The organism is Roseovarius sp. CH_XMU1461, from assembly GCF_037027165.1.
Lineage (GTDB): Bacteria > Pseudomonadota > Alphaproteobacteria > Rhodobacterales > Rhodobacteraceae > Roseovarius > Roseovarius nubinhibens.
Genome location: NZ_JAYMDV010000003.1, coordinates 158,673 through 172,946 on the forward strand (window position 1 = coordinate 158,673; position 14,274 = coordinate 172,946).

12 protein-coding genes are annotated in these 14,274 nt (G+C 63.9%); 9 read left to right on the forward strand and 3 right to left on the reverse strand.

The genetic code is table 11. From position 1 onward, the window contains the following. Positions 1-7 precede the first annotated feature (7 nt). Positions 8-1,135, forward strand: a complete 1,128-nt coding sequence (locus WA237_RS10030) for an SPFH domain-containing protein (protein WP_336097589.1) — start codon at positions 8-10, stop codon at positions 1,133-1,135. 57 nt (positions 1,136-1,192) lie between these two features. Further along, complete coding sequence (locus WA237_RS10035; RefSeq protein ID WP_336097590.1) at positions 1,193-2,305, forward strand: primosomal protein N' (replication factor Y) - superfamily II helicase; 1,113 nt, start codon at positions 1,193-1,195, stop codon at positions 2,303-2,305. 2 nt (positions 2,306-2,307) lie between these two features. On the opposite strand, the gene WA237_RS10040 is transcribed toward WA237_RS10035, so the two are convergent. Continuing rightward, the gene (locus WA237_RS10040) at positions 2,308-3,186 is read right to left on the reverse strand and encodes a MurR/RpiR family transcriptional regulator (RefSeq protein ID WP_336097591.1); all 879 of its coding nucleotides are present in this window, start codon (positions 3,184-3,186) and stop codon (positions 2,308-2,310) included. A gap of 121 nt (positions 3,187-3,307) precedes the next feature. Between WA237_RS10040 and WA237_RS10045 the strand changes: the two genes are divergently transcribed. The 7 genes from WA237_RS10045 (at position 3,308) to WA237_RS10075 (ending at position 11,197) form a co-directional block, all read left to right on the forward strand. After that, positions 3,308-4,120, forward strand: coding sequence for an N-formylglutamate amidohydrolase (locus WA237_RS10045; protein WP_336097592.1), 813 nt, complete (start codon positions 3,308-3,310; stop codon positions 4,118-4,120). Further along, positions 4,113-4,709: a TRAP transporter small permease subunit gene (locus WA237_RS10050; protein WP_040618037.1), complete on the forward strand. Its 597-nt coding sequence runs from the start codon at positions 4,113-4,115 to the stop codon at positions 4,707-4,709. Before WA237_RS10045 ends, WA237_RS10050 begins: the two co-directional genes overlap by 8 nt. Beyond that, a complete protein-coding gene (locus WA237_RS10055) occupies positions 4,709-6,031 on the forward strand; it encodes a TRAP transporter large permease (RefSeq protein ID WP_009814296.1) in 1,323 nt (440 codons plus the stop codon). Before WA237_RS10050 ends, WA237_RS10055 begins: the two co-directional genes overlap by 1 nt. Before the next feature lie 48 nt (positions 6,032-6,079). Next, entirely contained in the window at positions 6,080-7,114 is a 1,035-nt protein-coding gene (locus WA237_RS10060) for a TRAP transporter substrate-binding protein (protein WP_009814295.1), read from the forward strand. 111 nt (positions 7,115-7,225) lie between these two features. After that, positions 7,226-8,578, forward strand: a complete 1,353-nt coding sequence (locus tag WA237_RS10065) for a glutamine synthetase family protein (protein ID WP_040618488.1) — start codon at positions 7,226-7,228, stop codon at positions 8,576-8,578. Between the two features lie 97 nt (positions 8,579-8,675). Continuing rightward, positions 8,676-10,055: an aldehyde dehydrogenase family protein gene (locus tag WA237_RS10070; RefSeq protein ID WP_040618036.1), complete on the forward strand. Its 1,380-nt coding sequence runs from the start codon at positions 8,676-8,678 to the stop codon at positions 10,053-10,055. Continuing rightward, entirely contained in the window at positions 10,052-11,197 is a 1,146-nt protein-coding gene (locus WA237_RS10075; RefSeq protein ID WP_336097594.1) for an iron-containing alcohol dehydrogenase, read from the forward strand. The genes WA237_RS10070 and WA237_RS10075 overlap by 4 nt, the downstream gene beginning before the upstream one ends. Before the next feature lie 107 nt (positions 11,198-11,304). On the opposite strand, the gene WA237_RS10080 is transcribed toward WA237_RS10075, so the two are convergent. Together WA237_RS10080 and WA237_RS10085 are read right to left on the reverse strand one after the other, a co-directional pair. Further along, complete coding sequence (locus WA237_RS10080; RefSeq protein ID WP_336097595.1) at positions 11,305-12,699, reverse strand: M20 family metallopeptidase; 1,395 nt, start codon at positions 12,697-12,699, stop codon at positions 11,305-11,307. 11 nt (positions 12,700-12,710) lie between these two features. Further along, the gene (locus WA237_RS10085) at positions 12,711-14,273 is read right to left on the reverse strand and encodes a gamma-glutamyltransferase (protein ID WP_336097597.1); all 1,563 of its coding nucleotides are present in this window, start codon (positions 14,271-14,273) and stop codon (positions 12,711-12,713) included. Position 14,274: the final 1 nt, after the last annotated feature.

Consider the following 14,274-nt stretch of genomic DNA (forward strand, 5'->3'; position numbering starts at 1 on the left):
CTGATCTATGGGTATTTTCGATTTTCTCACCGGCGAATTCATCGACGTCATCCACTGGACCGATGACACCCGCGACACGATGGTCTGGCGCTTTGAACGCGAAGGCCATGAAATCAAATATGGCGCCAAGCTCACGGTGCGCGAAGGTCAGGCGGCGGTCTTCGTCCACGAAGGTCAGCTGGCCGATGTCTTCACCCCCGGTCTCTACATGCTCGAGACCAACAACATGCCGATCCTGACCACGCTCAACCATTGGGATCACGGCTTCAAATCGCCCTTCAAATCCGAGATCTATTTCGTCAACACGACCCGGTTCAACGATCTCAAATGGGGCACCAAGAACCCGATCATGCTGCGCGACCCGGAATTCGGCCCGACCCGGCTGCGCGCCTATGGCACCTATTCCGTGCGCGTCACGGACCCCGCGAAATTCCTCGTCGAAATCGTCGGCACCGACGGCGAATTTACCATGGACGAGATCAGCTACCAGATCCGCAACATCATCGTGCAAGAGGCCTCGCGCGTGCTGGCAAGCTCCGGCATCCCGGTGCTCGACATGGCCGCCAACACCGCCGATCTGGGCAAGCTGGTCGCCGCCGCCATCTCCGCCACCGTGGCGGAATACGGCCTCTCGATCCCCGAGCTCTATATCGAAAACATCTCGCTGCCCGCCGCCGTCGAAGCGGCGCTCGACAAACGCACCTCGATGGGCGTCGCCGGCGATCTCGGCCGCTTCACCCAATATTCCGCGGCCGAGGCGATGACCGAGGCCGCCCGCAACCCGGCCGGTGGCGGCATGGCCGCCGGTCTCGGCGCCGGCATGGGGCTCGCCATGGCACAGCAGATGTCGGGCCAGCAAAGCCCGCACTCCGGCCCCTGGGGCGCCCGTCCGGCCCAGGCCCAGCCCGCTCCGCCGCCGCCCCCCGTGGAACATGTCTGGCATATCGCCGAGGCCGGCCAAACCCGCGGCCCCTTCTCCAAGGCCGATATGGGCCGCATGGCCGGCGACGGCAGCCTGAGCCGCGACACCCATGTCTGGACCCCGGGTCAGGACGGCTGGCTGCGCGCCGGCGACGTGCGCGAATTGGCCCAGCTCTTCACCGTCATGCCGCCGCCACCGCCGCCCGCAGGCTAGGCGCGCGGCCCCCGCTCTTTCTGGTGACAAATACCCAAATCCAACGCTGGCGCCCTGATGATTCCGCACCAACCAGATACCGACGCGTTACCGACGCAATACCGCTTTCCCTGCGACAATTGCGGCGGCGACTATCGCTATGACCCGGGCGCCGATCAACTGGTCTGCGATTTCTGCGGCAACACGCGCGAGATCGAACGCGCCAGCGCCCCCCACGCCATAAACGAGCTCGATTTTCGCAGCGCCATCAACGACTTGCTGCCCGCGCAAGAAATCGAGGAAACGCACACGGTCAATTGCCCCAACTGCGGCGCGGTGTTCGAGTTCGACGCCGCCACCCATGCCGCCGAATGCCCGTTCTGCGCCACCCCCGTGGTCACCGACACCGGCCCCAACCGCCACATAAAACCCCGCGCCCTCCTCCCCTTCGCCCTCGAGGAACGCGCCGCGCGACAGGCCATGACCGACTGGCTCGGAGGGCTCTGGTTCGCCCCCGGCGGGCTGCAGGAATATGCCCGCAAGGGTCGGAAAATGCAGGGGATTTACGTCCCCTACTGGACCTTCGACGCCGATACGAAAAGCCGCTATCGCGGCGAACGCGGCACGGTCTATTACGAGAACCGCACCGTCATGCGCGACGGCAAACGCCAAACCCAGCGCGTCGCCAAAATCCGCTGGCGCGCTGTCACAGGCCGCGTCGCGCGCTTCTTCGACGACGTGCTCGTGCTCGGCTCCACCTCCCTGCCGAAACGCTACACCGACGCGCTAGAGCCCTGGGATCTCGCGGCGCTCGAACCCTATCGTCCTGAATATCTTGCCGGTTTCCGGGCCGAGGCCTATACGGTCGATCTCGACACCGGCTTTGACGAGGCCCGCGCCCATATGGACCGGGTGATCGCCCGCGACGTGAAATTCGACATCGGCGGCGACCGCCAGCGCATCCACGATATCGACACCGCGATCAGCGACGTGACATTCAAACATATCCTGCTGCCGGTCTGGCTCGCGGCCTATAAATACCGCGGCAAAACCTACCGGTTCGTGGTCAATGGCCGCACCGGCCGGGTGCAGGGCGAACGCCCCTGGTCGGCCATAAAGATCACCATCGCCGTCATCCTCGGGGCACTGCTCGCCGCCGGTCTGGGCTATCTCTACGCCCAGTCGCAATAGGTCTAGCTGCTGCCCGGCCTGCGAAAGAGCCGCGTTTGATCAAAGATCTGATCGAGCTCTTCATAGCGTTTGCGCGCCTCGGGCCAGCGGCTTTCCTGCACGGCGGCGATCATCGCCTCAAGCAGCATCATGGTCGAGATATTGCTGTCCCAGCCCGACGGGATCTCAACCCAGCAGGTGAAGGCATGGTCGCTCACCCGCGCCACCGGCGAGGTCCATTGATCGGTGATCAGTACGACCTTGACGCCGCGCTCTGACGCGAGTTCTGCCAGCCGCAAGAGGTTCGCCTCATAGCGCCGGATATCGAAGATCAACAGCGTGTCCCCCGGCCCCATATCAAGCACGTAATGCGGCCAGGTGGCGGCGGAGGAGGTCATATGCACCACCCCCGGCCGGATCGCCTGAAAATGGGTAAAGGCATAATCGGCGAGGCTCCGGGTGATCCGCCCGCCAACAATATAAAGCTGGCCTTCCGTGCGCGACAGCAACGCCACCGAGGCGTCGAACCGGTCGCTGTCCACATGCGAAAAGGTCTGCGCCAGATTGTGGGTCACCGCCTGCGAAAACCGGTTCAGAAGATGCGCCGCCGGGGCCTCCGAGGCCCAGGCATCGCGGCGTTGTGTCGGCCCCGAGACCTTGGCCTGCAACTCCTGCAACAGCGCCTTGTGGAACTGCGGAAACCCCTTGAAGCCGAGCTTTTGCACCATCCGCGCCACGGTCGGCGTCGACACGTCGGCATTGGCCGCCACCTCGGTGATCGAGGCCAGCCCCGCGCCGGGATAATCCTGCAACAGCGCATTGGCGCATTTGCGCTCGGTCTGGGTCAGATCCTCGTAATGCGCGCGGATCAGATCGCGGACGGTTTCGTCTGTCTCCGGCACCTCGTCCCTCCCTTGGCCCCTCCCGGCGGGCGCCTTTGATCAAATTCTTCTCCGGGCTCACTGTGAATATATTGACAGGCTTTCCCGCTTGTGAAAACATTTTTTCAAAGGGGGACGGAATTTGGCAACTGAATTGCGCGACACTCAGGATTTGCAGGCGGTCGAGCTGATCAACCCACAGGGTCAGGGCGCGGCGGTGATTCTCTGTGAACATGCATCGAACCGTTTTCCCGATGACTTCGGCGATCTAGGCCTCGCAGAGGCGGACCGGCAGAGCCATGCCGCATGGGACCCGGGCGCGCGCGCCGTGGCGCTGGGCCTGTCGCAGGCGCTCGACGCGCCTTTGGTGGCCTCGACGGTCTCGCGGCTGGTCTATGATTGCAACCGCCCGCCGCATGTGGCCTCGGCCATGCCCTCCCAATCAGAGAAAATCTCTGTCCCCGGCAATCGCGATCTTGATGACGCCTCCCGTCAGGCCCGGGTCGATCGGGTCTATCTGCCCTTCCGCGACGCGGTGAACCGGCTCTTGGATGCCCGTGCAGAGGCCGGTCAGCCAAGCCTCCTCATCACCATCCACAGCTTTACGCCCGTCTATAACGACCGCCCCCGCGCCGTCGAAATCGGCATTCTGCATGACGAGGATGCAGGTCTTGCCGATGCGATGCTCGATCAGGCGCACCGCCTGCCGCATCGCCGTGTCGAGCGGAACGAGCCCTACGGCCCGCAGGATGGCGTCACCCATTCGCTCAAGGAATACGGCATCACCCGGGGCCTGCCGAATGTGATGATCGAGATCCGCAACGATCTGCTGACCAATGCCGCTGACGAGGCGCAGATGACCGACGAGATGCTGACGCTTTTGCGCCCGGCGCTCGACGCTCTGGGGGCCGGGGGGTCATCGGGTGCCAAGACCGGGAGGGCACAGAATGCCTAGACTCATTCTCGGCTATATCCACGGGGTCGATGCGATGAACCGGTTCATCGGCCGCATCACCATGTATCTGATCTTTGCGCTGATCGGCGTGCTGCTCTGGTCCTCGGTGTCCAAGACGTTTTTCAACCCGTCGCTCTGGACACTGGAAATGGCCCAGTTCGTCATGGTCGCCTATTACGTGCTCGGCGGGCCCTATTCGATCCAGCTTGGCTCGAATGTGCGGATGGACCTCTTTTATGGCGAATGGTCGCCACGGACCAAGGCCTGGATGGACGGGATCACCGTTCTGTTCTTGATGTTCTACCTCGGCGTGCTGCTCTATGGCGCGGTCGGCTCGACCGCCTATTCGCTCGGCTATTTCGGCACCGAGCCGTTTTCCTTCTTCTGGGATCTGCTGGTGACGCTGGTCACCGAAGGCTCTGACGCGGCGGGGGAAAAGCTCGGCTTTCTCGAACGCAGCCGCAGCGCCTGGCGCCCTTATATCTGGCCGGTCAAGGCGCTGCTCTGTTTCGGCGTCTTCTTGATGCTCCTGCAATGCCTGGCCGAGTTTTTCCGTGACATCGCGCGTCTGCGCGGAGTGGAGGTCTGATGTCCTACGAAATGATCGCGCTGCTGATGTTCAGCTCGATGATGCTGATGTTGCTCACCGGGCAGCGTGTCTTTGGCGCCATCGGCTTTGTCGGCGCGGCGGCGGGGCTTTTGCTCTGGGGCACGGGCGGTGTCGATGTGCCCTTCTCGGCGGCGATGAAGCTGATGAAATGGTATCCGCTGCTCACCCTGCCGATGTTCATCTTCATGGGCTATGTGCTCTCCGAGAGCCGCATCGCCGATGATCTCTACAAGATGTTCCATGTCTGGATGGGCCCGGTGCGCGGCGGTCTGGCCATTGGCACGATCGGCCTCATGGTGCTGATTTCCGCGATGAACGGCCTGTCGGTGGCGGGCATGGCGATCGGGGCGACCATCGCCCTGCCGGAACTGCTGCGCCGGGGCTATGACAAGATCATGGTGACCGGGGTCATTCAGGCCGGATCCTCCTTGGGGATTCTCGTGCCACCCTCGGTGGTGCTCGTCCTCTATGCGATGATCGCGCGGCAACCGGTGGGGCAGCTCTGGCTCGCAGGTGTGCTGCCGGGGCTGTTGATGGCCGCGATGTTCATCATCTACATCTATGTGCGCTGCCGTCTGCAGCCCGATCTCGGCCCGGTCCTGCCGGAAGAAGAGCGCCGCGTGCCGATGGCGGAAAAGATGCGGCTCTTGGGCGCGGGCATCCTGCCGCTGGCGATCTTTGCCGCGATGATGGTGCCCTTCGTCAACGGCTGGACCTCGCTTGTCGAAAGCTCGGCCATCGGCGCGATGACCGCCTTTCTCGCCGCCGTGCTCAAGGGCCGGATGACCCGCGAAGTGTTTGAAAACTCGGTGCGCAACACGCTCGGCATTTCTTGCATGTTCATGTGGATCATCCTCGCGGCCCTGGGCTTTGGCGCGATTTTCGACGGGCTCGGCGCGGTCAAGGCCATCGAAGATCTCTTTACCTCGCAGCTCGGCCTCGGGCCTTGGGCGATCCTGATCCTGATGCAGCTCAGCTTCATCATCATGGGCACCTTTCTCGACGACACGGCGATGCTGGTCATCGTGGCGCCGCTCTATGTGCCGCTGGTGGGCGAGCTCGGGTTCGATCTCATATGGTATGGTGTGCTCTATACGATCACCACGCAGATCGCCTATATGACGCCGCCTTTCGGCTATAACCTCTTTTTGATGCGGGCCATGGCCCCGCCGGAAATCGGGCTTCGCGACATCTATGTGTCGATCATCCCCTTCGTCCTCGTGATGGCTGTCGCGCTGACACTGGTGATGGTCTTCCCGCAGATCGCGCTCTGGCTGCCCGACTATGTCTACGGAAAATAACCACCAAGACCCCGCAAGGGGCACCTCGTTCAACAAAGGAGAGAGACCATGACCACAAGACGCAAGTTCTTAACCACGGCCGCCGTCGGTGCCGCCGCCGCGCCGCTGGCGACCCCGGCCATCGCGCAATCGACGATCAAATGGCGGATGCAGACCTATGCCGGGCCCGCGCTGGCCGAACATGTGGTGAAACCCGCCATCGACATGTTCAACAAGATCGCCGGCGACCGGATGCAGATCGAGCTCTTCTTCGCCGATCAGCTGGTGCCCACGGGCGAGCTTTTCCGCGCCATGCAGCGCGGCACGATCGACGCGGTGCAATCCGATGACGACAGCATGGCCTCGCCCACCGAAGTCACCGTCTTTGGCGGCTACTTCCCCTTTGCCTCGCGCTATTCGCTCGATGTGCCGGTGCTCTTCAACCAATACGGTCTGAATGAAATCTGGGACGAGGAATATTCCAAGGTCGGCGTCAAACATATCTCGGCCGGGTCCTGGGACCCCTGCCATTTCGCCACCAAGGACCCGATCAACAGCCTCGCCGATCTCGAAGGCAAGCGGGTCTTTACCTTCCCCACCGCCGGTCGCTTCCTCGCGCAGTTCGGCGTCGTGCCGGTGACCCTGCCGTGGGAAGACATCGAGGTTGCCGTGCAAACCGGCGAGCTTGACGGCATCGCCTGGTCGGGCATCACCGAGGATTACACCGTCGGCTGGGCCGATGTGACCAACTACTTCCTCACCAACAACATCTCGGGCGCTTGGGCCGGGTCGTTCTTTGCCAACCAAGGCCGCTGGGACGAGCTGCCCGAAGACCTGCAAACGCTGTTCCGCGTCTGCTGTGACCAGTCGCATTACTACCGTCAGTGGTGGTATTGGGGCGGCGAAGCCTCGCTGCGCGTCAATGGCGACAAGATGAAGCTGACCACGATCCCCGACGAAGAATGGGCCAAGGTCGAAGACGCCGCGCTCACCTTCTGGGACGAGATCGCCGCCGAATCCGAGACCAAGGCGCGCGTCGTCGAAATTTTCAAAAAATACAACGCCGACATGCAAAAAGCCGGTCGGCCCTACCGCTACACCTGATAGAGGTTTCGCAATCGGATTTGGCCCGCCTCCGGGTGGGCCAAATTCCTCCACAGGAATTTGGCAAAACGCTTCGCCAAGCGTTTTGGCCGCAACAACAAAGGGCCGCTCATGCTCTCCTTCGATACGTTGAAAGACCAGGTTGCCGATGGCAGCGTCGATACCGTCCTCGCATGCCTCGTGGACATGCAGGGCCGCCTGATGGGCAAACGGTTCCACGCCGGGCATTTCATCGCCAGCGCCTGGGAAGAAACCCATTGCTGCAACTACCTGCTGGCCACCGATCTCGAGATGGCCACGCCCGAAGGCTTTGCCTCGACCTCTTGGGAGCAGGGCTATGGCGATTATGTGATGAAGCCCGATCTCACGACGCTGCGCCCGGTGCCCTGGCTCGAAGGCACGGTGATGGTGCTGTGCGACGTGCTCGATCACCACACCCATGAACCGGTGCCGCATTCGCCGCGCGCCATGCTCAAAAAACAGCTCGCCCGGCTCGACGCCATGGGCTTTGACGCGATGATGGCGACCGAGCTCGAATTCTTCCTCTTCGAGAAGAGCTTTGAAGAGCTGCGCAAGGACGGCTACCGCGATCTGCAGCCCTATTCCGGCTATAACGAGGATTACAACATCTTCCAGACCACCAAGGAAGAGCATGTGATGCGCCCGATCCGCAACCATCTGTGGAACGCGGGCATTCCCATCGAGAATTCCAAGGGCGAGGCCGAGGCCGGTCAGGAAGAGCTCAACATCAAATATGCCGCGGCGCTCGACACCGCCGATTACCACACGATCGCCAAACATGCGGTCAAGGAAATCTCGTGGCAGCAGGGCCATGCCGCGAGCTTCCTGCCGAAATGGCATCACGACAAGGTCGGCAGCTCGAGCCATGTCCACCAATCGCTGTGGAAAGAGGGCAAACCGGCCTTCTATGACGCGAACGACCCTCTCGGCATGAGCGAGCTGATGAAACATTACATGGCGGGCCTGCTCAAATACGCGCCCGACATGACCTATTTCTTCGCGCCCTATATCAACAGCTACAAGCGTTTCGTCAAAGGCACCTTCGCGCCAACGCGGATCATCTGGTCGGTGGACAACCGAACCGCGGGCTACCGGCTCTGCGGCGAAGGCACCAAGGCGGTGCGCGTCGAATGCCGCGTCGGCGGCTCGGACATCAACCCCTATCTCGCCATGGCGGCGCTGCTCGCCGCGGGCATCGCCGGGATCGAGGAAAAGCTGAGCCTGCCCGCCCCGTTCAAGGGCGACGCCTATGGCGAGGACACCGGGCTCATCCCCGGCAATCTGCGCGACGCGCGCGAGGCGCTTTTGGGCTCCTCCATGCTGCGCAAGGCGCTGGGCGAGGAGGTGGTGACGCATTACGCGCGCGCCGCCGAGGTCGAGCTCGAGGATTTCGACCGGATCGTTACCGATTACGAACTCAAGCGCGGGTTTGAACGCGTCTGACACCTGCCCCACCGTGCCGCGCCCGACGCGGGCGGCGGGGCCCCCTACTGGCAAGATCAAGGGCGCCCTTCGCGCCCCTTTCGACAATGAGGACAAGATGAGCACTCTGGAATGTATTTCGCCCATCGACGGCTCGGTGTTCGCCACGCGCGACACGCTGAGCCTGGCGCAGGCCCGCGACGCCGCCGACCGCGCCCGCATGGCCCAGGCGGTCTGGGCGGCCCGACCGCTGCAGGAACGCATTGATCTCGTGATGGCAGGCGTTGCCGCCGTCGGCGCGATGAATGACGAGATCGTGCCCGAACTTGCCCATATGATGGGCCGCCCCATCCGCTATGGCGGGGAATTTGGCGGCTTCAACGAACGCGCGAGCCATATGGCCAAGATCGCCGCCGAAGGGCTGGCCGATATCGAGGTGGGCGAAGACGCCAGTTTCAAACGCTATATCAAGCGCGTGCCGCATGGTGTGGTCTTTGTCGTGGCGCCGTGGAACTACCCCTATATGACCGCGATCAACACCGTGGCCCCGGCCCTCATCGCGGGCAATAGCGTGATCCTGAAACACGCGACCCAGACGCTTCTGGTGGGCGAACGCATGGCGCAGGCCTTTCACGCGGCGGGCGTGCCCGATGACGTGTTCCAGAACGTCTTTCTCGACCATGACACGACCTCGGCGCTCATCGCCGAACGGGCGTTCGATTTCGTCAATTTCACCGGCTCGGTGGGCGGCGGTCGCGCCATGGAACGCGCGGCGGCGGGCACCTTCACCGGCGTCGGCACCGAACTTGGCGGCAAGGACCCCGGCTATGTGATGGAGGATGCCGATCTCGACGCGGCGGTCGACACGCTCATCGACGGGGCGATGTTCAACTCGGGCCAATGCTGCTGTGGCATCGAACGCATCTATGTCCATGAAAGCCTCTATGACGCTTTCGTGGAAAAAGCCGTCGCCGTGGTGCAGGGCTATACGCTCGGCAATCCGCTCGACCCGGAAACCACTATTGGCCCGATGGCGCATGTCCGCTTTGCCCGCGAAGTGCGCGACCAGATCGACGAGGCGCTCGCCGCCGGGGCCGTCGCCCATATCGAAACCATGGCCGCCGATGATGGCGCCGCCTATCTCACGCCGCAGATCCTCACCAATGTGACCCATGACATGCGTGTCATGCGCGACGAAAGCTTTGGCCCGGTGGTCGGCATCATGAAGGTGCGCGACGATGCCGAGGCGGTGGCGCTGATGAACGATAGCGAATTTGGCCTCACCGCCTCGCTCTGGACCGCCGATCTCGACCGTGCCCAGCGCGTCGGCGATCAGATCGAGACCGGCACCGTCTTCATGAACCGCGCCGATTATCTCGATCCCGGCCTGTGCTGGACCGGCTGCAAGAACACCGGGCGCGGCGGCGGCCTGTCGCTGATCGGCTATCACAACCTGACCCGTCCCAAATCCTACCATCTCAAAAAGGTGACATCATGACCCTCACCGGAAACTGGTCCTATCCGACCGCGATGAAATTCGGCCCCGGCCGCATCAAGGAACTGCCCGAGGCCTGCGCCCAGGCGGGCATCAAGAAGCCCCTTCTGGTCACCGACAAAGGCCTCGCGGGCCTGCCGGTCACGGCCCAGGCGCTCGATATTCTCGAGGCGGCGGGGCTTGGCCGCGGCATGTTCTCCGAGGTCGACCCCAACCCGAACGAGAAAAATCTCGACGCGGGCGTCGCGGCCTATAAGGCGGGCGGCCATGATGGCGTCATCGCCTTTGGCGGCGGCTCCGGGCTCGATCTGGGCAAGATGGTCGCCTTCATGGCCGGTCAGACCCGGCCGATCTGGGATTTCGAGGATGTGGGCGATTGGTGGACCCGCGCCGATGCCGAGGCCATCGCGCCCATCGTCGCCGTACCGACCACCGCCGGCACCGGCTCGGAAGTGGGCCGCGCCAGCGTCATCACCAATTCCGAAACCCATGTGAAAAAGATCATCTTCCACCCCAAGGTGCTTCCCGCCGTGGTGATCTGCGACCCGGAATTGACCGTGGGCATGCCGAAATTCATCACCGCAGGCACCGGGCTTGACGCTTTCGCCCATTGCGTCGAGGCGTTCTCGAGCCCGCATTACCACCCGATGAGCCAGGGCATCGCGCTCGAAGGGATGCGTCTGGTGATCGACAACCTGCCCCGAGCCTATGCCGACGGCACAGACATCGAGGCCCGCGCCAATATGATGAGCGCCGCCGCCATGGGGGCCACCGCCTTTCAAAAAGGTCTCGGCGCGATCCACGCCATGAGCCACCCGATCGGCGCGGTGTTCAACACGCATCACGGCACCACCAACGCCGTCTGCATGCCCGCCGTGCTCGAGCTCAACGCGCCGCTGATCAAGGACCGGTTCGATCTCGCCGCCTCCTATCTCGGCATCGAGGGCGGGTTCGACGGCTTCCGCCGCTTCGTGCAGAGCTTCAACGACAGCCTCGGCATCCCGCGCAGCCTGACCGAGCTCGGCGTGACCGAGGACCGGCTCGAGGACATGGTCGCCATGGCGCTCGAAGACCCGTCCTGTGGCGGCAACCCGGTGCCGCTCACCACCGACAATCTGCGCGCTCTGTTCAAGGCGGCGCTCTGACGCGACACCGGGCCCCGCGCCACTGCGTCAGTGCTGAAATGTGAAACGCCCCCGGATGTCCGGGGGCGCTTCTTTTTGTCGTGAGTGATGGTACTTGTTACGCAGGCTTAGCCCTTGGGGCCGCCTGTCTCACCTATATCCCAGAAGACGCCCGCCATGACCTCGAGAGAGCTGCGGCAGACGGATTTCAACACATGCTCGTTCGGCGCATGTTGCGAGCAGCCGCGATAGGAATGCGGCACCCAGATGGTCGGCACACCGAGAATATCGGTGAAACTGTCGTTGGGCAGCGACCCGGCGAGGTTCGGCAGCACATGCAGATCGCCGCCGCTGGTCTTGCGGATCGAGTTGCCGACGAACTCGGCCCAGGGGTGATCGGGATCAAGGCGCGTCGCGGCAAAGAACCCCCGGTCATGCGGCTCGATCCGCACATTGTCGAACCCGGCCCGGTCGAGATGACGGCGCAGCGCGGGGATCACATCCTTAGGGTCGGTCCCCACCACATAGCGCAGCTGACAGCTCGCCCGCGCCCAGCCCGAGATCGCGTTGACCGGCGCATCGGGCACGCCCGACACCATCGCCAGAACCGCAAAGCTGTTCCAGCCAAAGACCCGCTCGGCGGGCGTCAGGCTCTCTTCGCCCCAATTGGGATCGACCGCCGGGCCATCGCCCCCCGCCACCGGCAGATCGCGCAGCGCGTCGCGGATCTTGTCGGTGAGACTGTCTGGCCGCCATTCCGGCACCTTGATCTGGCCACGCCGGTCGGTGATCTCGGCCAGCGCATGGGCGAGGATCATCGCCGGATCGGCCAGAAGCCCGCCCCAATTGCCCGAATGATGCGCGCCCTCATGGGTCTCGACGATGAGATCAAAGGTCGTGCCGCCGCGCGAGCCCATGAACATCGTCGGCACCTCGGGCTGCAGCCGCGGCCCGTCCGATGCGATGAGAACATCCGCCGCGAGCCGATCCTTATAGGCCGCGAAGACCTCGGGCAGCCCGGACGAGCCCACCTCTTCGCTCATCTCGATGACGATCCGCAGGTTAAAGCCGAGACTGCCGCGCACCGCCAGCACCGATTCCAGCGCCGCGATATTGATCAGATGCTGCCCCTTGTTGTCGGCCACCCCCCGGCCATAGAGCCGCTCGCCCTCTTCGACGAGCTCCCAGGGCTGCAACCCCTCGCGCCACATATCATCCTGCCCGCGCACCGTATCGCCATGCCCATAGGTGAGCACCATCGGCAGGCCCTCGCCCTCGCGCCGCTCGCCAATGAGCAGCGGCCCGCCACGCGGATCCGGGTTGGCGATGATCTCGCAGTCAAAGCCCAGCTTGCTCAGCCGGGGCAGCATCGCCTCGTCGAGATAGCGGCGCAGCTCGGCCGCCGCCTCGGGCGCGGGGTTCTGGCTCTCGCTGCGATAGGTGACGAGCTCGGCAAGCTCGCTTTGAAACGCGCCCCTGTCGTAATAATCGGCGACATGGGCAAGTGCGGCGTCTCTGGTCATGGTTTCTCCAATCAGTCTTCCAATGCGGCGTCGCCCCAGGGCGACATGATCTCGGTACAGCCGGTGTTCACCGCGCCCTGCCGCATCACCCCCGCCGGGCAGGCAAAGGCATAGGGCAGCACGGTGCGGCGCGTGGTTTTCATCGGCAGCACCTCGCCGAGCGCCGCCAGCACATCCTCATCCAGCGTCTCATCGGCGATGATCTGACCGCCGCCCGACACATCGATGCGCGGGTTGTGAAAGGCCCCGGCAATATCCATGCCGCCATCGACGACAAAAGACGCGAGCTGCGACACCGCCGAGACGATCTTGCGCCCGCCCGACGCGCCAATGGCGAAACGCTTGTCGCCCACCGCGCCCAGCACCGGGCAGACATTCATCAAACAGGATTTGTCCGGGCCGAGCGAATTGGGTTTGCCCTGTTCGGGGTCGAACCACATGATGCCGTTGTTCATCAAGAACCCGGTCGAGGGCGACACCACACGGCTGCCAAAGATGGACAGAAGCGTCTGGGTATGGGTCACCATATTGCCCGCCCGGTCGACCACCGCGAAATGCGTGGTGCATCCCGGCGCTTCCGGCACTTCGCCCGTGTCGCCCATCTTGCCCAGCCGCTCGGCATAGGCCTGATCGAGCGCCCGCGCATAGGCGGCATAGGCCTGCGCCGGGGTCGACATATCGACGGCTTCGAGCTCTTCCATCACGCGGGCAAAGGTCGGCCCCGCCGTCAGCCCCGGCATCACATGATAGAGCGCATCGCGGTATTTGACCGGCGTCGCTGCCCCCATCCAGGCGCGATAGCCCTTGAGGTCGTCATAGCTGAGCGAGCCGCCTTTTTCCTGCACATCGCGTGCCATGGCCTGCGCCAGATCGCCCTCGTGAAAGGCCCGCGCCCCGCCCCGCGCCACGATATCGAGACTGTCGGCCATCCGCGACTGATCGAGACGGTTGTCGGGGATCGCGGTCCAGCCCGAGCCCTTGGGCCACTGCCCGTCATCGAGGAACATCGCCGCCGCATCCGGGTCCTTGGCAAGCTCGCGCGCGGTCGAGGCGATGATCAGCGCCGCATACCAATCGACGAGCATCCCCTGCCGCGCATGGGCCACCGCCGGCGCGACCAGCTCGGCCCAGGGCATCTTGCCCCAGCGCCCATGCGCCTGGCCCAGCCCTTCGACCGTGCCGGGCACCGCAATCGCGGTGGCCCCTTGCACGTTGCGATCCTCGGTGACCCGCTCCCATGGAAAGAGGTCGCCGGCCTTGCCCTCGCCCGAGAGAGGATAGTCCTCAACCCGCAAGCCCTTGGGCGAGCGCATGCCGAAATTGATCGCCACCGCCTCGCCGCTGTCGGCACGCCAATGCACCGCCGCGCCGCCGCCCGCCGGGCCGCTCATCCATGGCTCGAGCACGCCCACCACAAAGGAACAGGCCACCGCCGCATCCACCGCGTCGCCCCCGGCGCGCAGCACCTCGGCCCCCGCCTCTGCGGCGAGCCGGTGCTGTGATGCCACCACGCCCCCCTTTGTTTCGATCACATGTTTCGTGGTGTGCTGAGACGAAGAGAGCGCGTGCGACATG